At 44.2% G+C, this 20,111-nt stretch carries 20 protein-coding genes; 7 read left to right on the top strand and 13 right to left on the bottom strand.

The features are described from left to right. Positions 1 to 5 precede the first annotated feature (5 nt). From MHN30_RS23020 to argC, 4 genes are read right to left on the bottom strand one after another with little or no spacing between them, the layout of a single operon-like run. Complete coding sequence (locus tag MHN30_RS23020) at positions 6 to 1,217, bottom strand: argininosuccinate synthase (RefSeq protein ID WP_010374248.1); 1,212 nt, start codon at positions 1,215 to 1,217, stop codon at positions 6 to 8. Between the two features lie 11 nt (positions 1,218 to 1,228). Continuing rightward, positions 1,229 to 2,149, bottom strand: a complete 921-nt coding sequence (locus tag MHN30_RS23015; protein ID WP_099030412.1) for an ornithine carbamoyltransferase — start codon at positions 2,147 to 2,149, stop codon at positions 1,229 to 1,231. Positions 2,150 to 2,158: 9 nt separating this feature from the next. After that, positions 2,159 to 2,938 (bottom strand): acetylglutamate kinase, encoded by a 780-nt coding sequence (gene argB / locus MHN30_RS23010; RefSeq protein ID WP_130165017.1) that lies wholly within the window; start codon positions 2,936 to 2,938, stop codon positions 2,159 to 2,161. After that, positions 2,935 to 3,945 (bottom strand): N-acetyl-gamma-glutamyl-phosphate reductase, encoded by a 1,011-nt coding sequence (gene argC, locus MHN30_RS23005; protein ID WP_239361233.1) that lies wholly within the window; start codon positions 3,943 to 3,945, stop codon positions 2,935 to 2,937. Before argC ends, argB begins: the two co-directional genes overlap by 4 nt. Positions 3,946 to 4,121: 176 nt before the next feature. Here argC and argE point away from each other — a divergent pair, with 176 nt between their 5' ends. Then, complete coding sequence (gene argE / locus MHN30_RS23000; protein WP_239361226.1) at positions 4,122 to 5,270, top strand: acetylornithine deacetylase; 1,149 nt, start codon at positions 4,122 to 4,124, stop codon at positions 5,268 to 5,270. Positions 5,271 to 5,312: 42 nt separating this feature from the next. On the opposite strand, the gene MHN30_RS22995 is transcribed toward argE, so the two are convergent. Beyond that, complete coding sequence (locus MHN30_RS22995; protein ID WP_239361225.1) at positions 5,313 to 7,736, bottom strand: zinc-dependent metalloprotease; 2,424 nt, start codon at positions 7,734 to 7,736, stop codon at positions 5,313 to 5,315. A 154-nt stretch (positions 7,737 to 7,890) separates the two neighbouring features. Here MHN30_RS22995 and MHN30_RS22990 point away from each other — a divergent pair, with 154 nt between their 5' ends. Then, entirely contained in the window at positions 7,891 to 8,859 is a 969-nt protein-coding gene (locus MHN30_RS22990; RefSeq protein ID WP_010374260.1) for a class 1 fructose-bisphosphatase, read from the top strand. Between the two features lie 67 nt (positions 8,860 to 8,926). Here MHN30_RS22990 and MHN30_RS22985 read toward each other — a convergent pair whose 3' ends face one another. From MHN30_RS22985 to MHN30_RS22955, 7 genes are all read right to left on the bottom strand, one after another. Beyond that, complete coding sequence (locus MHN30_RS22985) at positions 8,927 to 9,766, bottom strand: sulfurtransferase (RefSeq protein ID WP_239361224.1); 840 nt, start codon at positions 9,764 to 9,766, stop codon at positions 8,927 to 8,929. Between the two features lie 4 nt (positions 9,767 to 9,770). Further along, positions 9,771 to 10,172, bottom strand: coding sequence for an adenylyltransferase/cytidyltransferase family protein (locus MHN30_RS22980; protein ID WP_010605851.1), 402 nt, complete (start codon positions 10,170 to 10,172; stop codon positions 9,771 to 9,773). A gap of 248 nt (positions 10,173 to 10,420) precedes the next feature. Beyond that, positions 10,421 to 10,840, bottom strand: coding sequence for a group 1 truncated hemoglobin (locus tag MHN30_RS22975; RefSeq protein WP_069020563.1), 420 nt, complete (start codon positions 10,838 to 10,840; stop codon positions 10,421 to 10,423). Beyond that, on the bottom strand, positions 10,841 to 11,668 hold the full coding sequence (locus tag MHN30_RS22970) for a DUF3034 family protein (protein WP_239361222.1): 828 nt from the start codon (positions 11,666 to 11,668) through the stop codon (positions 10,841 to 10,843). Further along, positions 11,655 to 13,991 carry an EAL domain-containing protein gene (locus MHN30_RS22965; RefSeq protein ID WP_239361220.1) on the bottom strand — a complete coding sequence of 779 codons (2,337 nt, stop codon included), beginning with the start codon at positions 13,989 to 13,991 and terminating at the stop codon, positions 11,655 to 11,657. The genes MHN30_RS22970 and MHN30_RS22965 overlap by 14 nt, the downstream gene beginning before the upstream one ends. Further along, complete coding sequence (locus tag MHN30_RS22960; RefSeq protein ID WP_174170468.1) at positions 13,988 to 14,620, bottom strand: methylamine utilization protein; 633 nt, start codon at positions 14,618 to 14,620, stop codon at positions 13,988 to 13,990. Before MHN30_RS22960 ends, MHN30_RS22965 begins: the two co-directional genes overlap by 4 nt. Positions 14,621 to 14,736: 116 nt before the next feature. Then, positions 14,737 to 15,837, bottom strand: a complete 1,101-nt coding sequence (locus tag MHN30_RS22955) for a phosphoribosylaminoimidazolesuccinocarboxamide synthase (protein WP_130127049.1) — start codon at positions 15,835 to 15,837, stop codon at positions 14,737 to 14,739. 188 nt (positions 15,838 to 16,025) lie between these two features. On the opposite strand from MHN30_RS22955, the gene MHN30_RS22950 reads away from it, so the two are divergent. The 3 genes from MHN30_RS22950 to MHN30_RS22940 are packed head-to-tail and all read left to right on the top strand — an operon-like array spanning position 16,026 to position 18,596. After that, complete coding sequence (locus MHN30_RS22950) at positions 16,026 to 16,718, top strand: ABC transporter ATP-binding protein (RefSeq protein WP_239361218.1); 693 nt, start codon at positions 16,026 to 16,028, stop codon at positions 16,716 to 16,718. Continuing rightward, the gene (locus MHN30_RS22945) at positions 16,712 to 18,079 is read left to right on the top strand and encodes an ABC transporter permease (RefSeq protein ID WP_239361215.1); all 1,368 of its coding nucleotides are present in this window, start codon (positions 16,712 to 16,714) and stop codon (positions 18,077 to 18,079) included. Before MHN30_RS22950 ends, MHN30_RS22945 begins: the two co-directional genes overlap by 7 nt. Before the next feature lie 10 nt (positions 18,080 to 18,089). Further along, positions 18,090 to 18,596 (top strand): DUF3299 domain-containing protein, encoded by a 507-nt coding sequence (locus MHN30_RS22940; protein WP_010605860.1) that lies wholly within the window; start codon positions 18,090 to 18,092, stop codon positions 18,594 to 18,596. A gap of 99 nt (positions 18,597 to 18,695) precedes the next feature. On the opposite strand, the gene MHN30_RS22935 is transcribed toward MHN30_RS22940, so the two are convergent. Continuing rightward, positions 18,696 to 18,929, bottom strand: coding sequence for a hypothetical protein (locus tag MHN30_RS22935; RefSeq protein ID WP_069020569.1), 234 nt, complete (start codon positions 18,927 to 18,929; stop codon positions 18,696 to 18,698). A 255-nt stretch (positions 18,930 to 19,184) separates the two neighbouring features. Here MHN30_RS22935 and MHN30_RS22930 point away from each other — a divergent pair, with 255 nt between their 5' ends. Then, the gene (locus tag MHN30_RS22930) at positions 19,185 to 19,502 is read left to right on the top strand and encodes a helix-turn-helix transcriptional regulator (RefSeq protein ID WP_130127052.1); all 318 of its coding nucleotides are present in this window, start codon (positions 19,185 to 19,187) and stop codon (positions 19,500 to 19,502) included. A gap of 46 nt (positions 19,503 to 19,548) precedes the next feature. Then, entirely contained in the window at positions 19,549 to 19,809 is a 261-nt protein-coding gene (locus MHN30_RS22925) for a hypothetical protein (RefSeq protein WP_239361212.1), read from the top strand. Positions 19,810 to 20,111 lie beyond the last annotated feature (302 nt).

Below are 20,111 nucleotides of genomic sequence, written 5' to 3'. Positions count from 1 at the left end.
CTACCTTAAGACTGCTTTTGCTTGTTTAACGCCGCTATCCGGCTAGATAATGAGAATAGACGAATGAATCCCTCCGCATGAGATTGGTCATATACGTCATCTTCACCAAATGTGGCAAAATCTTCGCTATATAAGCTATTGATTGATTGCTTTTGCACTGCATGTACATGGCCTTTATAAAGCTTAAGCACCACCTCGCCAGTTGCCTGCTGTGCGAAAGACTCTGCGGCAGCTAGAATTGAATCTTTCAGTGGGGTAAACCAGCGACCGTCATAAACTAAGTGCGCAAACTCTTCGCTAAGCGCGGTTTTCCATTTACGACAAGATTTGTCTAAGATCAGCTCATCAATCGCTTGTAACGCAGCCATCATCACAGTGCCTCCCGGCGTTTCATAACAGCCACGAGATTTCATGCCGACTAGGCGGTTTTCAACGATATCCACACGACCAACACCATGCGGTGCTGCAATCTCGTTTAACTTAACTAGACACTGATAAGGACTATAACGCTCACCGTTAACACCGGTGATTTCACCCTTTTCGATTAATACAGACACATATTCAGGCTGATCCGGAGCTGCTTCTGGAGAGTTAGTCATGGTCCAAACCTGATCGCTTGGCTCATTCCATGGATCTTCCAATTCACCACCTTCGTGGGAAATATGCCAAGCATTGGCATCACGACTGTAAATTTTGGTGGCGGAGGCTGCACAAGGGATATTACGCTCAGCCAAATAGTCAAGCAGCGATTCACGACTTGATAACGACCATTCACGCCATGGTGCAATCACTTTAAGATCAGGCGCAAGCGCTGAGAAGCAAGATTCAAAACGAACCTGATCGTTCCCCTTGCCAGTACAACCATGAGAAAGTGCATCCGCGCCAACTTTACGCGCGATTTCAACTTGTGCTTTGGCGATAATAGGACGCGCCATTGAAGTACCCAGTAAATATGTCCCTTCATAGATAGCGCCAGTTTTAAGAGTTGGATAAATGTAGTCGCTAACCATTTCCTCTTTTAAATCGACGATATAGCACTCAGAGGCACCCGATGCGATTGCCTTTTCTTCAACCCCAACCAATTCTTCTTCACCCTGACCTACATCGGCAACAAAGGCGACAACTTCACAACCGTAATTCTCTTTTAACCATGGTACAATCGCTGATGTGTCTAATCCACCAGAGTAAGCCAGTACCACTTTTTTAATCTTGCTCATGTTCTTTAACCTCAAACGTAATCTTTGTTTAACAGCGATACCAGCAATGCGTTTTGGGCATGCATGCGGTTTTCAGCTTGTTGAATAATCTTTGACTTTGGCCCGTCCATCACTTCGGAAGTAATTTCAAACTCACGATGTGCTGGCTGGCAATGCAAAATGGTTTGTGCGCCACACGCTTCAACCAATTGTTGGTTGATTTGATATGGCATAAAGGTGTCTTTCACCTGTTCAAGTGGCGTTTTATTCCCCATCGAAACCCAAGTATCAGCGTAGAGCACATTGGCGCCAGCCGCCGCTTCTACCCGATCACTGACCAGAACTGAGGCACCATTTACCGCTGCAATTTGTTCAGCCTGCTTTACAATTTGTGCATCTGGAGAATGGCCTTTAGGACAAACCGCCACAAAATCAGTGCCTAATGTTGCCGCAAGCAACATTAATGAATGTGTTACGTTATTGCCTTCGCCGAGGTAAGCGATTTTGATCTGGCTGACATCGTCGTAAGTTTCAAATAAGGTGAGAAAATCAGCCAACGCTTGGCAAGGGTGATATAAATCACATAGGCTATTCACAACAGGCACAGACGAAAACTCAGCGAGCGTTTCAAGCGTGCTATGGTGATTTACGCGAGCCACAAGGCCATCGGCCCAAGTCGAAATATTAAGCGCAAAATCTTTTACGGATTCACGCGCACCCATTGCACCGTTTTGCTGATCTAAATACACAGCATGGCCGCCTAATTTATGAATACCGATATCGAACGACAAACGTGTTCTTAAGCTCGGCTTTTCAAATAGCGTGACTATCGACTTGCCAGCTAAGGCTTGGTTGTATTCTTGCGGTTGATTTTTAATATTTTTTGCAAGCTTCAATAAGTTCAAAACTTTAGTTTGGTCTAATTCCAAACCTGTTAAAAAATGCTTAGTCATGATGTTTTCCTACGGCAGAATTTGTGTACCTACGTGCTCACCATTGAGCAACGCAATTAAATTTTCTGGCTTTTGCCAGCTAGAGATGTACACCCCTCGTCGTAAGTGTTGGGCAGCGTGAAGACTGGTCTTAACTTTGACCTCCATCCCGCCCACAATGACCTTTTGCGCGATTAACGTTGAAATCTGTTCCGCGTTAAGTTGATTTAATGGCTGTTTATCGCCATCAAGTACCGCCTCAACGTCAGTCATAAAAATAAGTTCTGCACCAAGTTTACTGGCGATAGCAGCTGCTGCTTCATCCGCATTCACATTGTATAAATGGCCGTCAGCGCCAATACCAACTGAACTAACAACAGGCAACCTATCAAACTCCAACACAGCTTCAAGCATGCCACCCTCACTCGCTTCACAGCTACCTACACGGCCAAGCGCTTTAAGCTTTTGAGTTGTGGAAAACCCAGCATCATATAAGCACAATCCAACGGGCTTGAGCGTGGCGGTAATAGCGTCCGCCATCAGTTGCTTATTAGCACAGCCTGCAAGTGCACCAACAATATAGGGCATTTGCTCTTGTGGACTGATCCGCAATCCTTGATGTTTTGCAGTAGCAAAACCGGCATCGGTCAGCCACTTATCAACCAGCGCCCCGCCACCATGAACAATCACAAACTGCTTGTGTGGTGCATCCTGTTGAATTTGCTTGATAGCTGAAAACAATGCTTGCGCTGCACCCTCTTGATTCAACACCGCACCACCTAGTTTTATCACCCAAGTTTGTTTGCTCATGCTACTACTCCTAAACCTTGATAATGCTCAAGTCCCGCCGCCAAGTTCATACACTGTAATGCTTGGCCTGCAGCCCCTTTAAGCAAGTTATCAATCGCGACCACTACAATCAGTTGATTGCCCTTTTGCTGCCAACCAATATCAACAAAAGGCTGATTTTCAACGGCTTTGATTGATGGGAGTTGACTCCCCTTTAATCTGATCAGCGGCTCATCGGCAAGCACCTGGTAAGCGGCATCAACTTGATTTGGTGTGATATTTTCTTTCAGAGTGACGTAGATCGTTTCCAAGATACCACGCTTAAAGTTCCCTAAATGCGGCGTAAACAACACTGGGTGTTCAAGGTATTTTTCTATTTCTGGACTATGTCTGTGCGTAAACAAACCGTATGGTGCAAGAGATACTTCGCAAAAGTGTGTGGCGACATTCGCTTTTCTACCTGCGCCGGTAACACCAGAAACAGCATTAATGATAACTGGCTGCTCTGTTATCAGATCAGCTTGTTGTAATGGCTTAAGTGCATTGAGTGCCGCAGTCGGATAGCAGCCCGCGACCGCCACTAACTTTGCCGTTTTAATAGCATCGCCATACCATTCAGCTAACCCGTATTGCGCTTGCGCTAACCAGTCTTGATGTGGGTGAGAAAAACCGTAGTAAGTTTCGTAGTCTTCATTGCTAGATAAACGGTAACCTCCAGATAGGTCAAAAACCCGTTTGCCCATCTGTAAAAATACCGGTGCAAGTTCTACGCTAACTTTGTGATCCGTGCATAAACACACATAGTCCGATGATTGCTCTATCAACGAAAAAGCTTGCTCATTTAAGGGTTGCAGCTCAATATCTAGCAAGCCCGAATATTCTGGATATAAATCGCTGATGAATTTGTGTTTGTCTAAGCTTTGCTCAGATACAAAGCAATGCGCAAGTGTGAAGGCAGGATGCTTGGCAACCAGCTTAGCAAGCTCAGCGCCACTGTAGCCGCTCGCTCCGATTATAGATACTTTCAACATAGTGTTCTCAAGATTAAAAAAGTTTGATTAGGATTGGTTCTGCTAGTTGTTGAAGTCAAATCGTCGCATTGCTGTCCCAAAATATATTTATGCTAAAAAAGTGAATTGATATTCACTCTAAACATCTTTATATTTTTATGCAAGAACTTTGAATAAGTATTTTAGGAATTTTTATGAAATTGCCCGCTTTTATGGAAATGTATCAGCAACTGATCGCCGCGCCATCTATCAGTGCATTAGAAGACAGTCTCAACATGAGTAATCAGAATGTGATCCACCTACTCGCACAGTGGTGCGAAACGTTAGGATTTACTGTCGAAGTAACAGAGCTTGAACATGCAAAAGGAAAATATAATCTAATTGCAAGACGAGGTAATGGCGATGGTGGATTAATGTTGGCCGGCCACACGGATACCGTTCCCTTCGACGATAGCCGCTGGCAATTTGATCCTTTTAAATTAAGCGAGCAAGATAATAAATTATATGGTCTTGGAAGTATTGATATGAAAGGTTTTTTTGCTTTCGTATTGAATGCAATCTCAGAGCTTGATGAATTACAGCAAAATGCACCTATCATGATTTTAGCCACCGCCGATGAAGAAACCACTATGGCTGGTGCTCAGGAAATCGCAAAACATCCAAGCTTGAAGCCGGCGCGCTGCATTATTGGTGAACCCACTGATATGGTGCCGGTATTTACCCACAAAGGCCATATGACGACCGCCATCCGCATCGTTGGTCGTTCAGGTCATAGCTCAGATCCAGAGCGCGGCTTAAATGCCATTGAAATCATGCATCAGGTGATTGCAAATTTATTAAAGTTAAGAGAAGAATTAAAGAATAAATATTCAACTCCACATTTTGCTATTCCTTACCCAACCTTAAACCTTGGACACATTCATGGCGGCGACAACGCCAACCGTATTTGTGGCTGTTGTGAACTGCATATTGATATGCGCCCTTTGCCTGGTTTGAGCATCAAAGAACTACAAGCCATGCTCACGGCAGCAATGGCACCCATCAATACACATTATCCGAATAGTGTCTCGGTTATAGATATGCACGAACCCATTCCGGCATTTACCGGCTCAACTGACTCTGCTTTGGTGAAAATGGCTGAACGCCTGTCAGGACAACAAGCAATTGCTGTAAACTACTGTACCGAAGCACCCTTTCTACAACAGCTAGGCTGCGAAACTATCGTTATGGGGCCAGGTTCTATTAATCAAGCTCACCAACCCAACGAGTTTTTAGCAATGGAAAAAATCCAGCCAAGTCAGGATATTATTAAGCAGCTAATAAGAGAAAGTTGCTTTGCTTAATTATAACTAAAAAGGGCGCTCACTCGAGCGCCCTTTTTCAGGCTAGATTGGTGAGCCTGGCGGCATTTCAAGCGCCTTAAAGCTTTCAGGCCACTCTCCTGAATCTAGATAGTGATTAATTTGCTGTGCGAGCATATGTTTAAACGCTTGCTCAAAAGCAACATCGCTAAATACCGACGACTGATTAAAGTCTTTCGCAACTTTTGCTAAATAGAACTTTAACTGCGCTTGCACTTCAGGTGCGACTTTATCGTTGTTACTCAGTTTTACAAGCTGAGTTGCACTTAGGTATTGCACTCGTTGCTGTAGCTTTTGAGCCATACCTTTGCTGCCGGATTGGGCAAATACCTGCAGATATAAAGCCTCTAAAAGTGCCTGTGTACCAAAATATTGGGTATCGCGTGCGTGCTGCTGTGCAAGACGATTTAATCGCTGTGGATTAAGCAGCAAGTCAAGGCTATGCTGTGCGGCGACTTCTGGTAATGCCATCGCATCGAGGGTTAGCCCAGTTCTCCCTTTAATACTTTCGCGAGTTTTGTACTCACCGTAAGCCTTAGGAGGTATTAACGCCAAAATAGAGTCAGGAATAGTCAACGCCGCAGGCGACAGCGTACTCAAAAGCGCATTGGTCGCATTTTGCTGCGTCTCTTTAGCCACGACTTTCGCCCCTTTTATCGCCTCGTCACCGCGAACTTCATAGTCGTAGTCCACGCCACCAATCAATTTTACTGCGGCTTCAACCTGATAACGATGGAAAAGATACAGTGGGACCAGTTTCTCCTCTAGCTGCGACAGAGCAACTCCTTTTTGAATGCTGTGAATACCAAAGCTATTCAACGCCTGCTTGCGAACATCCAGCACACGCAGTAATTCGGCAGCAGGATCCGCACCGTTATCCCAAAGGTGCGCCGTTGGGTGTGCACCACCCTGTGCTCTGGCGTCAGAATCAGAGATAAATTCAAGCCCTAGCGCCTTATTCTCAGCAAGAATAGCTGCAAGCTCAGTGGCTTCATCAGCACCAGCGAAATCACTATAACCATATTTAATCACTTGCGTATCCCACACGCCCATGCCTTTTGCGTAGCCCTTAGTGATATCCAGTTGGCCATTTTCAAATCCCACCAGCGGATGAGGATAGTCCATGACTGACGCGCGATCCTTTACCGACGCTGAGAAGTTGTGTGCAATGCCCAACGTGTGGCCAATTTCATGTGCACTCAACTGACGAATGCGGTCTAGCGCCATAGCATGAAGTCGCTCAGTCACCTCATTACCCTCAACAAATGGCGCAGAAAGTGCTTCGGCGATAAGAATATCTTGACGGACACGCAGCGAACCTAGCGTCACGTGACCTTTTAAAATTTCACCGCTACGTGGATCTATCACCGACGCGCCGTATGACCACCCTCGAGTAGCGCGATGCACCCATTGGATCACGTTATAGCGAATATCCATAGGGTCGGCATTTTCAGGAAGTACTTTGACTTGAAACGCATTTTTGTAGCCAGCAGCTTCAAAAGCTTGATCCCACCATTTAGCACCATCAAGTAATGCAGTTTTGACCGGTTCAGGTACGCCAGGATCAAGATAGTAAATGATTGGATCTACGGCCTCCGAGACTTGTGCAGTTGGGTCTTTTTTCTGTAAACGGTGGCGTGGGATGTAACGCACAAACATTGACTGTCCAAGCGGTGCTGAGTAGTCCTTATGCTCGATACTCCAATAACCCGATTGCGGATGAAATGCACGTGGCTGGTAGTTATCGTCAGGCAGCTCAATTAAAGAATGGTGCTGATGTACCGTAAGCGCATAAGGATCTGCACTCACCTGGCGCACGTATTCACCAGGCTTTGTCCCTTTGAAAGTCAACACGGCTTCAAGTTCTGTGTTTTTAACAAATGCCTTTGAACGCGACATAAACACAGCGCTGCGGCTTGAGTCTAAGCTAAAACTACCTTGATTACGATTTGCCAACGTGCGAGAAACACCATGCACATCGCTGAGTAGATAAGGCGTGTAGTCAATCAAAACACTGTCTTTATCTTCTGCAACCACGTTGAACCCGTGTAGAATGCTTGAAGCAAAAGCCTCTTTAACGCTTTGCTTTTCGGCCATATTATTCGCACTTGCGCGATAATACGTGTTGATAGCACGCAGCATTACCTTATCACCAAAACGTTCAAACTGAACTAAGTGCGTACCGCCTAGCTGACCGCGGTCTAAACCTATATCATTCGAACCTACACCATAAGGTAAACTATGCTGTAACAAGAAAGGGGCGTCTAGTTTGTCGATGTCTAAGTACAATTTGCCGCTCGAATCATCGCTATAGAAGGCGTAAAAACCGGGATGATGATTAAAACTGGCAGTAAATTCATCAATAGACTTAATTGCTGCGTGTGCTTGGGTTATCATACACAGTAGCAAAGCGGATACAGTTTGAGTGAAGCACGTTATTTTTCTCATGGCTGCTCTTTGTTATTTATGGTTTTGAGGCTTAACCCCAGTTGTATATGAAATCGTATACAATTTACAGTCTTTCAAGACGAATTACAGCGCTGTTTATGGCACCTCTCACACTATTTATTGTCATAAACACAAGGTGATCAGGATTTAAAAAATGCGTAGACTCCCTCCGGTGTTAATTGAAGATGGTTGTTCTCGTGAGTTGGTTTCTCTAATCCGAACCATTCTCGCGGCATGTAAAGAAATATCGTTCCGTGTTGGCCAAGGTGCACTTTCAGGTGTATTAGGTTCAACCTTAGATGAGAACATTCAAGGTGAAACGCAAAAGAAGCTCGATGTACTTTCAAACCAGCTATTGAAAGATATTTTACTTGAATCTGGCTATGTCAAAGCCATCGCTTCTGAAGAAGAAGATTACACCGTCGCCGGCAATCCAAAAGCGAACTATATTGTCGCTTTCGATCCGTTGGATGGTTCATCCAATACTGACATTAACTCACTAGTTGGTACTATTTTCTCTATTATGGAAGCCCCTGAAGGTTCAGATCCTAGCGATCCTGCGATCTTTATGCAGCCAGGTCATAAACAAGTAGCAGCGGGCTATGTGTTATATGGCCCATCAACCATGTTAGCACTATCAACAGGCAAGGGAACTCGCTTGTTTACCCTGGACAAAACACACGGTAGCTTCCTACTCACGCAAGACTTTGCTGCCATTCCTGAAGACACCAAAGAGTTTGCCATCAACGCTTCAAACCAACGCCACTGGACCCCAGCAATGCAAAACTACATTGCCGATCTACTTGAAGGTGAAACCGGGCCGCGTGGTAAAAACTTCAATATGCGCTGGATAGCGGCAATGGTTGGCGATGTTCACCGCGTATTATGCCGTGGCGGACTATTCACTTATCCAGAAGACCGTAAAGATCCAAACAAGCCATTTAAACTTCGCCTACTTTACGAAGCCAATCCAATGGCGATGCTTATCGAGCAAGCTGGCGGTATTGCCCACACTGGTCGTGAACGCATTTTGGATATTCAACCTGAAGAAATACATCAACGCGTTGGTGTTATTTTAGGTTCAAAGCACGAAGTTGAAGCGTGCCTTGCTTATCATAAGTGATCTCTTTTGAAGCGAGAAAATAGCTCGCTTCACAAATGAAAAAGGTGCCATTGGCACCTTTTTCACATTAAATAGTGGTATAACTCGTCTCAACGGGCACATCGGGATCAGCGCCCCATTCACTCCACGAGCCGTCATATACCGTCAACTGTTTATAACCTAGCTCGTCAGCCACCAGCGCTAAAATACAAGCTGTGACACCTGAGCCACAAGAGAATATCAGAGGCTTAGTTTTATCCTTTGATAAGTCGCTATACAGCACTTCAAGCTCGGTGAGTGGTTTAAAGCAGCCATCGGCGTTTAACAAACTCGTGTATGGCAGATTTTTACTTTTAGGCACATGGCCGCTGCGCATATCTGCACGAGGCTCTTGCTCTTCACCAGTAAAGCGCTTTGCACCTCTAGCATCAAATAGATAACTCAGTTCGGCGTCAATATTACTAAGCACAGCGGCTTTATCTACAAATGCTGTTTCATCATATGCAGCGACAAAGTTTCCTGCTTGTTGGACTTGCGCGTACGCTTGACTCAAAGGGTATTGTTTTTCACACCAAGCAGGTAATCCGCCATCCAGTACATAGACTTGTTTATGACCCATCATTTTGAGCATATACCAAGCTCTGGCAGCGCTAAACATACCCTTATCATCGTAAGCGACTAACACATCATGTTGGTTGATACCAAGCTGTCGCATTTCTGCTTGAAATTGAGCTGGACTGCAGCACATATTGGGTGATGTAGCATGGGGATTAGCTAGCGCACCACTAATATCAAAACGCAGCGCGTCTTGAATGATTGCTGGGGCGTTATAAGGGCCTGACTGACCCGGTTTCACAATACCAGCATCCAATACTTTCACTTTGCCAAGGTTTGCAAAGAGCCATTCCCTATCGACCACGTGCTTCATGCTATTATTTTCCTTCGGGTCTGCGTACGACCTCTATTATTTCCGTTGTTGAAATTGATGGGGTGCGCTCTAAATAAACCACATCACAGATATCTTTATATATATCGAACTTGTCTTTCCAATCATCACCCATCACCAGAACATCAGCATCAAAGTCTTTGATATATTGCGCTTTTAGCTCCAGAGATTCTTCCACAAACACCTCATCTACAAATCGCAATGAGCTAATAATTTTTAGGCGATCTGCTATTGAGTATATTGGATTTCTACCTTTTTTCGAAAAGTTAAGTTCATCCGACGAGATCCCCACAATGAGATAATCACCCAGTGCTTTCGCTCGCTCTAAAATATTGACATGACCAACGTGGAATACATCAAAGGTTCCAAATGTGATAACTTTTTTCAACTTGGCTCTCTTTCTAATCAGCACGGTTTGAGCTGTAACCCACTATGGCATTTGTTTGTTGCTAAAACCGTGACGAACTTTACGACAATTTGGCTATTAGATTACAGAATTAAGCATCAAAATTCAGCTTATACTTTACTCTTTTGGATTAAGAACAGTAATTCCAATAAACAACACAATTTATCTGCAAGGACAAGTTTACTAACAAAATACAAACAAACCTCTGTGCAAGCTTTTTGCTATCGAGCCTACAACTTGATAACTTCACTTCGCATCGGTGCTAGGCGGGCCAGAACTTGATTTTGTAGAGAGTGAGCAATCCCAACCTCATTCATTGCGTTGATCAAGAGATCAACCACTCGATTAAAGTCAGACTCACTAATGGCCATGCCGGTGTGGATCTGCACCATGCTATCACCTTCATAATCACAAGGGCCATCTAAGGTATCGCACAGATGAGTGATAAACCCTTCACGAAAGTGCCTAACATTGGACTCTCTAAAGTACGGTAAAATAACGTCATCATTGCCAATCTGTTTAATAAACGCGTCTACTAGCTTTTCTGCGCCGGCGTTGCCCCCTATTTGCTCATATAGGGAGGTTTGTGGAGTTGAAGCACTACACGCCACGAGGAAAAGCAAGATTGCCGTTAGTGATAGCCATTTCATTTAAAAATACCCCGTAACAGATAGATACCAACCCGTTTGAGAAGGCTGCCCTGCGATTTTGCCAAGGTCTAGCCATGCCGCCGTCACACTCACTGACTTATTCGGGATCCAAGCGACAAAAACATCTTTCCAATCTGACTCACCAAGTCCAAGGTTGTTGGGTTTTTGGCGGTATTCTGCACCGACAGCCCAATGCCTCGATAAAAACACTGCGCTGCTGGCTTCTAGTTGCCAAGGCGCACTGTCGTTAGCACCACCATAACCTAGTATGCCAAGTTGATTCGCCCGAGAGTGTCTCATCGTAATATTCCAGAACCAGTTATAACCGCCTACAGCACCCAAATGCAGTTTGCTTGCAGCTAAGTAATAATCCGTTCCAGAGTTATCTTCAGCGCCGAGCAAATTGGCAACCGTAGCATCATCCAAGGACTTATGCTGAATGCCAAAGCTCAATTGTGGATATTTACTGTAGACGATATCGCCATATAGCCGCACCTTGGCACCGACAATATCTTGCTCAATATCAAGATTAAGCGCATCCACATCGAAGTTTTGTCGAGCGAAACTTAACTCTACGCGATTGAATAAGTTGGCTTGAACGCCACACACATCGAGCTGGTAGTCTTTTAGGCTAGCTCGGCTACAAAACCCGCTGGCGGACCATTCATCTTCCGATGCATATCCAGCAAGCTGCGCCCACGGCACAATGCCACCACCTGCACTTCCCTCAACCTGTGACACTCCGGGAGTCGCTAGTAACTTTCCTGTTGCGGCGTAAGTTGGTCCGCATACCATTAAGCACACAGCAAAAACATTAGCCCACTTCATTATATCTCCCCAGCCACAGGTCAAAGTCTGCGGCTTTGAGTGGCTTACTTAGATAGTAACCTTGTGCATAATCACACTGCATTGACTCAAGTAGTTCAAGCGATGCTTTGTCTTCAACGCCTTCCGCGACCACGCTAAAACCAAGTTGGTGACCAAGCGTGATGGTGGAGCGCACAATAAACTGGTCTTTTTCCGATTGTGCGAGCTTTAAAATAAATACCTTGTCGAGCTTCAGCTCATCAATAGGTAACATTTTTAATCGACCAAGGGAGGTTTGACCCACACCATAATCATCAAGCGAGACCTGCACGCCAAGCTGTTTGAGCGCTTGGAGAACCGCAATGCCTTTTTCCTCATTCTCAATCATGTCTCGCTCAGTAAGCTCTATGGTGATCAACTCAGGTTTGACGTTATGTGTGTCTAGTAGCATCTTAAGATGAGACAAGAAATTTTTATCTGCGATGTCTTGTGCCGACACATTAATAGCTGCCTTGATGCGTTCACCTTGACGTACCCAATTAGCAACTTGAGACACCACAGTTTTTACTACCCACTGAGTTAACTCAACAATCAAACCTGATTGCTCGGCAAGATCGATAAATAGTTCGGGCGACACCCATTCACCATTTTTACGTTGCCAACGAATAAGAGACTCAACCTTATCAATACGATTGGTTTTCATATTTAGCTTTGGTTGGTAGGTCATAAAAAGCTGACCATCATCGTTGGCAATAGCGTGTTTTAGTTCATCAATAATTTGCAGGCGCTCTAGATGGGCTTCATCTTCACCTGATTGGTAGTAGTAAACATCATGACCATCGTGCGCTGCAGTATCAACTGCGATCAAAGCCCGGCGAACGACATCCTCGGGAGTATGTGCCTGTTTGGGGTAATGCACTACGCCGATACTAAAGTGAAGCGAAATATCTAATCCCTGCACAGTGTAAGGCTTACTCAGACCTTGATTTAGCATCTCAGCACATTCAACAATACCAAGCACAGCACTTTGCGGATCGGCACACGCACTCGCTGGATGTGCAACTAAAAACTCATCACCACCAAGCCTCACATTCAATCCGCCTTCTGCTGTATTGATCTCCGCTATCCGTTTCGCCACGGCTTTAATGCAATCATCTCCTACCCGAGGGCCGAGCTTGTCATTGATATGGCGTAATCCCTTTATGTCTATGGCAATAAAGTAATACTCTGCACCACTGCTGAGCATACTATGTAGTTTATCCAATGCCGCATTACGATTAAAAAACCCAGTCAAATGGTCATGACTGGCTTGAAAGCGGATCTGCTCTTCACGCTCTTGAATGTCTTCGCCCATATCATTAAAAGCGTCAACAAGCTGGCAAATTTCTTGGGTCGGTCGAGCCTCTTCCAATTTGGCTGAGTAATCCCCTTTAGCAAAGCGTTTTGCCAACTCTGTAAGCTTACTAAGCGGTGTCGTAAGATTCTTGGCAACAATACCACTGGTGATAAAACCAATAAGGATAGTACCGAGGGAGAGTAAAATAATGGTCAACACCATTTTATCGAATTCTTGATACTGAGTAGTTAAATCCGCACTGAGTACCAAACTCACCGGGTTACTTGCAAGAGAAGGTAAACTCACCTCAGCACTTTCATATACCGGATACTGGCTAAGCCACCGTGTCGTTTTTTGCGCCGCTAGGAAAGTAAATAAATCACCACCAAGTGCAAGAGCAGTCAGCGAGCTTGCTTTTAGGTTATCAGCGGCACCAACAAAGCTTGTTTCCATTCCTGTCAGCTCTTTGAGCTCTAACGCCACAGCAGATCCAACCTCAAAGCCAATAATTGAGTATGCAATCGTCCTAGGTGCGCGCACAGGCAAAATAATCACTTGATACAACTGCTCACTAAGCACCACAAAAGCTGAGTGGTCGGTGTGGCTTTGCAACGCTTGCATCCAAGTTCTGGTGTCACTCGGGAAGTCGAGTCCTTCTCTGTTAGCGGAGATCAGGTCGCCTTTCACATCCAGCAACAGCATTAAGTCGGCATCAATACGGCGGGAGTGATTAAGCAACACACTACTGATGGTTTGTGCGTCTCTTGTCGCGACCGCCTGTTTAAAGCCAAAGTCAGCGGTCAGTACAGTCGCCGCGGTAACCAATAGCTGCTCTCGCGCTTTTAAATATTGTTGATAAACATTTTGTGCCACTTGAATTTTTCTTTGCACTTGCGCTTCATTGAATTTACTTGTGGACCACCAAAAACTTGCCAAGCTCATCCCCGCCGTGACTAGGATAAGCAAAATACAGAGACTAATTATTTTATTTTTAAAGCTGTTATTCATTCATGTTGTCCAAAGCGCTCGCCAAAGGTATTACGCGGCGCTGGATAAGTTGTTTTTATTGTTACGGACATCGGCTCCATAGTGTTCACTATTTGCACGGTTTGCCGACTATCTATGTCATTATCTTGATAAGGATGCCATACCGTTACTTGTTTCGTAGAATTCGGCAAAGTTACTAATCCATTCGCATCAGATACCAATACTTGCTTGTCATCTGCAATGTAAATATAGCCCACCATAGAGTCGTGAATGTTACAACCTAACACCACTACACCAGCGTTTTCAAACTTAAGCGGTTGATTTGGCGTGCCAGCGTATAGCTTTAGCTCAAAAGGTTTTACCGCAGAAAACGAATAAACGTGATGACGGATATCATCGCTATTGGGAAAATTAACCAATTGTCCTTTTTGAATCGTGAGGATGAAAGGAACAAACTGTTTATTGATTTGATCCATAACCGCCACTGCTTTTGCTGCTGACTCAACAGGCTCGTCCGTCAATTCAACAACGGCGTGCTGCAAGGGCTTGCCGCTGCCATCTAGCACTGTTAATTGCCCAGCATTTGCGCAGCTTGAATCTAAAAGGAATAAAAAACAAAAACTTAGTAGGAGTAGAACAGACGTTCGCATATCTGACTCTATTTTTTGCAACAATTAGGTTAAGTAAAAGAGACCTTGCAATGAAAAGCAAGTGAATTGAGGAAATTGCCCTAATAAACTTGTCTATAAGGGCAATTGAAAAAGAATTAATCTATTAAACCGTACTGCTTATCAAGAATATCAATAACTTCTTGGCGAGGATCAGCAGGGATCGTTAGTTCACGGCCAACGATTTTACTTGCGATCCCAACGTAAGTTTCGCTTACTGACATCATCACAGCTTCTGGCAAAAGATAATCGCGAGCAAGCGCTTCTCGCTCAGGCATGCGGTCTTTATTCAGCAGCACATCGCTATCTGGTACGTTGTTTATCAATAGCTGGCGGAAACCTTCTTTTGAGTTTTCAACAATCTTACCATCACGATAAGCAGGGCCATCCCAAATACGTGACGAGTCAGGCGTACCGACTTCATCAATGTAAATTAGGCGCTCTTGGCCGTCTTTATCTTCAACGTAACCAAACTCAAATTTAGTATCAACAAAGATCTGATCAAGCTTTTCAAGCTCTTTACTGATCAGGGCAAAACCCTCGGTTAGCAACTGCTCGTACTTATCCACATCTGCCGCAGATTTAAAGTTGAACGCTGCAAGGTTATCTTCGATGTTTTTACGAGAGATGTTTACGTCATCCACTTCTGGTACGTCTGCTAAACCTTTGATGATCCCTTTGGTTGATGGTGTGATTAAGACATTATCTAGCTTTTGATTGGCCTCTAAACCTGCTGGTAGTTGCAAGCCACAAAACTCCCTTACGCCCTTTGCGTAATCGCGCCACATGCTGCCGGTAATATATTGACGCGCAATCGCTTCAACTCTTACCGTACTGGCTTTGCGCACAATCCAAACATAAGGGTGTGGAATATCAACAATGTGATTACCTGCAAGGCCAGCTTTATCAAAAAGTGAAAACCAATGTGAAGCAACGCTGTTAAGCGCAATGCCCTTACCCGGTACACCGTTAAGACCATTTTCACCTTGCCAAATACAATCAAACGCTGAAATACGGTCTGAAATGACCATAATTGCCAGCTCTGTACCAACCGGGACTTGATAGCCTTTTTCTTCAATTAAACGTGCACTGTCGGCGTCGGTTAACCAATAAACTGAACGTACTTTACCACTGTGAACCGCACCTTTAGTGCGAATTGGAAGATCGTCATTAACGTCTAAAACTTTGTAGCTACTCATTGTTACTCCAATGACAGGATGCGCCTTGCTAAAGGGCACAAAATAATGAGGGGGTTAGGGTCGCTATAATAGTCGAGCTGAACAAAAATCACAATTTAACTTACACGCTTGTTGTTGAGCTTAACTTAGTTTTGCTTTAGTCATTATTGTTATACCATCACAACATTATTTGCCAGCGTTGAGGCGTTATGCTTACGATATCTCAATTACAGTTTACATGGCCTAAGTCGAGCACCCCGGTGCTAACCATACCTAAGCTACATATCGCCCGGGGTGAACACGTGTTTTTACATGGTCCAAGCGGCAGCGGTAAATCGACTTTGCTTGGATTGATTGCCGGCACCTTGGATTGCCAGCAGGGAGAAATTGAAATTGCAGGTACAAACGCGAGCGCACTGAGCCGTGGCCAACGAGATAAGTTTAGAGCCGACCATATAGGTACTATTTTTCAGAACTTTAATTTGTTGCCCTATTTGTCGCCTATTGAAAACGTTACCCTTGGCTGTGAATTTTCCAAAAAGCGCAGGCAAAACATCTCCTCACAGAATAAATCGCTTGAGCAGGAAGCCAAACTTCTGCTCTCTGATCTTGGCATAGACGAGCACACTCAGCAGCGCAGTGTCGCGGAGTTAAGTATTGGCCAACAGCAGCGCGTAGCCGCCGCTCGCGCATTTATTGGCAGGCCCGAAGTCATTATTGCCGATGAGCCAACCTCAGCCCTAGATGCCGACAGCCGTGATGGATTTATTAAATTACTCTTTAGCCAAGCCGCGGTTTACAGTGCGTCTATTCTCTTTGTCAGTCACGATAAAAGCTTAGCGCCGTTATTTGATAGGCAAGTAAGCTTGCCTGATTTACAACAAGGAGCACCGCTATGCTAATCAAACTTGCGTGGAAAAGTACGCTAAACCGAAAAGCCAGCGTTGCCCTAACTCTAGTGACCATTGCAATTAGTGTCATGTTACTGCTGTCGGTTGAGCGTGTACGCCAAGACGCAAAATCCAGCTTTGCGAATACTATTTCTGGCACTGACTTGATTGTCGGCGCACGTACTGGTGATATTCAGCTTTTGCTTTCAAGCGTATTTAGAATTGGTCACGCCAATAATGCCGTACAATGGCAAAGTTACGAGTACATCAAGGCACAACGCGGTGTTGCGTGGAGTATTCCCATTAGCTTAGGCGATAGCCATAAAGGCTTTGCTGTGCTGGGTACAGATGCAAGTTACTTCAGTCATTATCAATACGCTAAAAAACAACACCTCACCTTTGCCGCTGGTCGACCATTTCACAATGGCCAAGAAGTCGTGCTTGGGGCTATGGTCGCAAAAAAGCTGGGTTATCAGCTGGGACAAAAAATCGTCATTTCTCACGGTATGGGCAATACCAGTTTCCATCATCATGATGACAATCCGCTGGTTATTTCTGGCATTTTGGCAGCCACAGGAACGCCTGTAGATAAAACGCTACATGTGCCGTTAAGTGCCATCGAGAGTATGCATAGCTCAGGGCACAACAAGCCATCTCGAATGGTTGCACGAAAACAAGATGCAACGCAGCATGAACATGAACATGAACATGAACATGAGCATGAGCATGAGCATGAGCATGAGCATGAGCATGACAGTAAAAACAATAGTGCCCTACTTCACAACCTCGACTCTAAGCCCGGTGATTTAATCGGTTCAACAACACAAATCACTGCATTTTTACTTGGTTTTGAGTCACCACTTTATACCCTACAGGTGCGCAGAAATATTAATCAGTATAAAGGTGAACCTTTACTGGCAATTATGCCGGGGGTGACATTGAGGGAATTGTGGGAAATGCTAGATATTGTCGAAAAAATCTTGCTTCTCATTACCCTTGCAGTGGTGTTGATAAGCTTGCTTGGCATGCTAACCTCATTGCTCGCCACGCTGAATCAAAGGCGCCGAGAACTTGCTATCCTACGCTCCGTTGGTGCGCGGCCTTGGCATATTTTTACGCTTCTCATTAGCGAAGCGATTTTTATCACCGTGTTAGGATGTGCTTTCGGTGTAGCGCTTTTTTATGCCTTGCTCATTGCTGCCCAATCCGGCTTACAAAGTCAATTTGGCGTAGTCCTCAGTATCTCAGCGCTCTCAACCTATGAACTCACGCTACTAAGCGTTATTATAGGCGCAGGTACTTTGATCGGCGCCATTCCTGCCGCCCGTGCTTATTTTTACTCGCTTGCCGATGGCATGCAAATTAAAACCTAAGAGGATCAAGATGCAGTTAACCGCACGAACTCACGTTTTTTACTTCATTGCATTCATCACTGCGATGGTATTCAGTGGTATCGCAAATGCGGCACCACCTAAAGAGATATTCTGGGAAGATTTAATTCCAAAAGGGCATGTCCAGATCAGCAATCAAGACGCAGCAAGCCATGATGGCGCCGAACAAAATTGGGTGCAACCTGATTTAGACGCCCCAGTCGTCAAAGAGTTAGACGGCCAATTAGTCAGCTTACCCGGCTTTGTAGTGCCACTTGAAGGTGACAGTGAAGTGATCACCGAATTTTTGTTGGTTCCCTACTTTGGCGCTTGTATTCACGTGCCGCCGCCGCCACCGAACCAAATTGTTCATGTCAAAATCAAAGGCGGTGTTCCGATTGAGAGCCTGTATGATGCAATCACAGTCAGTGGCACGATTAAGGTTTCTACTTGGAAGGGCGACATCGCGCAAACAGGTTATATGATGGAAGCCAAAGGCGTCGCGCCATTTGAGCTCTAAAAGCCATGTAAATCAATAAAAAAGAGTGCCAATACTTAATCGAGCTTGATTGGCACTCTTACCACTGCAAAACATACAATTTTATTTCTGCTATTTGCCCTACTCAGTGGTAGGAACACTGGCATACACCAGTTCGATAAGATTATTCATGGTTCGTGACTTTTGCATATACGCCTTTTCCATATACGCCAGCTCCTGAAGCTCAAATAAGGTACTCTCTACAAGAGAAAACCACTTAGTGGTCGTCTCTGCTATCTCAACCTCTCCGCGACTCGATTTTTTAAGTGCTTCATAGAGAATATTTAAGTCGTTATATTGACGTAGATAATCCATATCACCCTCAGTCAGTTGTTACCCTTGCTTGCATTTCACACTACAGTAACAAAAGCCTCGCTAAAAAATCTTGTCGAACCAATTTTTCTATTAAAATGATGAAAATAAAGTGAAAAGTATACGTATATTCTCAAGCGATATATCCATAATTGACTAATTTAATTTCCTCTTGCAGAAACATTTTTATTGATTACAATTACAAGTTAACAAAGATTACACATAAAAATAACTTAGATAGAGTGAACATACTCTCCCATACAAGAAAGGATTAAATTGGTGGGCAATCCCAATTTTAAATATAACGGTGATGACCTTAGAAGAATGCGCCTTGCAGCCCAAAAAACCACGCAGCAAATGGCCGACCTTGTTGGTATTACTCGCCAAACATACGAAAACTATGAAAATGGTGTAAGCCGTATACCTTGGGATCACTTTCAAGTTTGGTGTAACTACTGTGATATTGACCTTTCTCCCATCATTAAACAGTTTCAAGCGCTACGGAGCTTAATTAGTGATACCCAATTAAGACGTAAAAGCCCGACCTCTCCTGATGCAAAGAAAGTGGAAGAGTAAGTATCCTAATTTGTAGATGAAACTGTTACTAAAAGGAAAAATACTGATGACGACAAGCCAAAGAAATATGAAAAAAGCAGGGATAACAAATATAACAACAATCACTAATAATATTGCTCACAAATATTTGCACCACAGCGAAGTAAAACGAGCAGAAGGTGAAAGTCGTGGCAAAGCATTAAAATGCCACAGACTAGAACTTAACACTCAACCAGCGCAGCTCTCGCAAATATTTAACCTTCAGCAGTTACGCGCTATAGCTGGAGGAAGTGATGGTCTTCTAAAAAAAGAGCCTAAAACCAAATAATTACAGTTACTTTCAATGATTGATTTTACAGGTACCGTATTAATAATTTAGCCATCGAAAAAGCTTATGAAGGATATGGATATGATGTTATCTATAACACCGAAAAGAATAGATTTTAAGAAATTTGGTTACCTTAAATCAAAACATGGAGTAAGGGGCAGTCACATTTTAGGCAATTTGGTATTTTACTAATAAAAATAAATCCGAAACCAAGTGGGTAGACCACATTTGGCTTTACAAGTTGTTCTCAATATGTGCTTTCCAGAGTACAGTATTAACAACTTTAACCACTGCAAAGCCTA

The organism is Pseudoalteromonas sp. OF7H-1 (assembly GCF_022347825.1).
GTDB classification, from domain to species: Bacteria; Pseudomonadota; Gammaproteobacteria; order Enterobacterales; family Alteromonadaceae; genus Pseudoalteromonas; species Pseudoalteromonas maricaloris.
The sequence above is the reverse complement of the archived record's forward strand: the minus strand, read 5'-3'. Positions and strand labels throughout refer to the sequence as shown.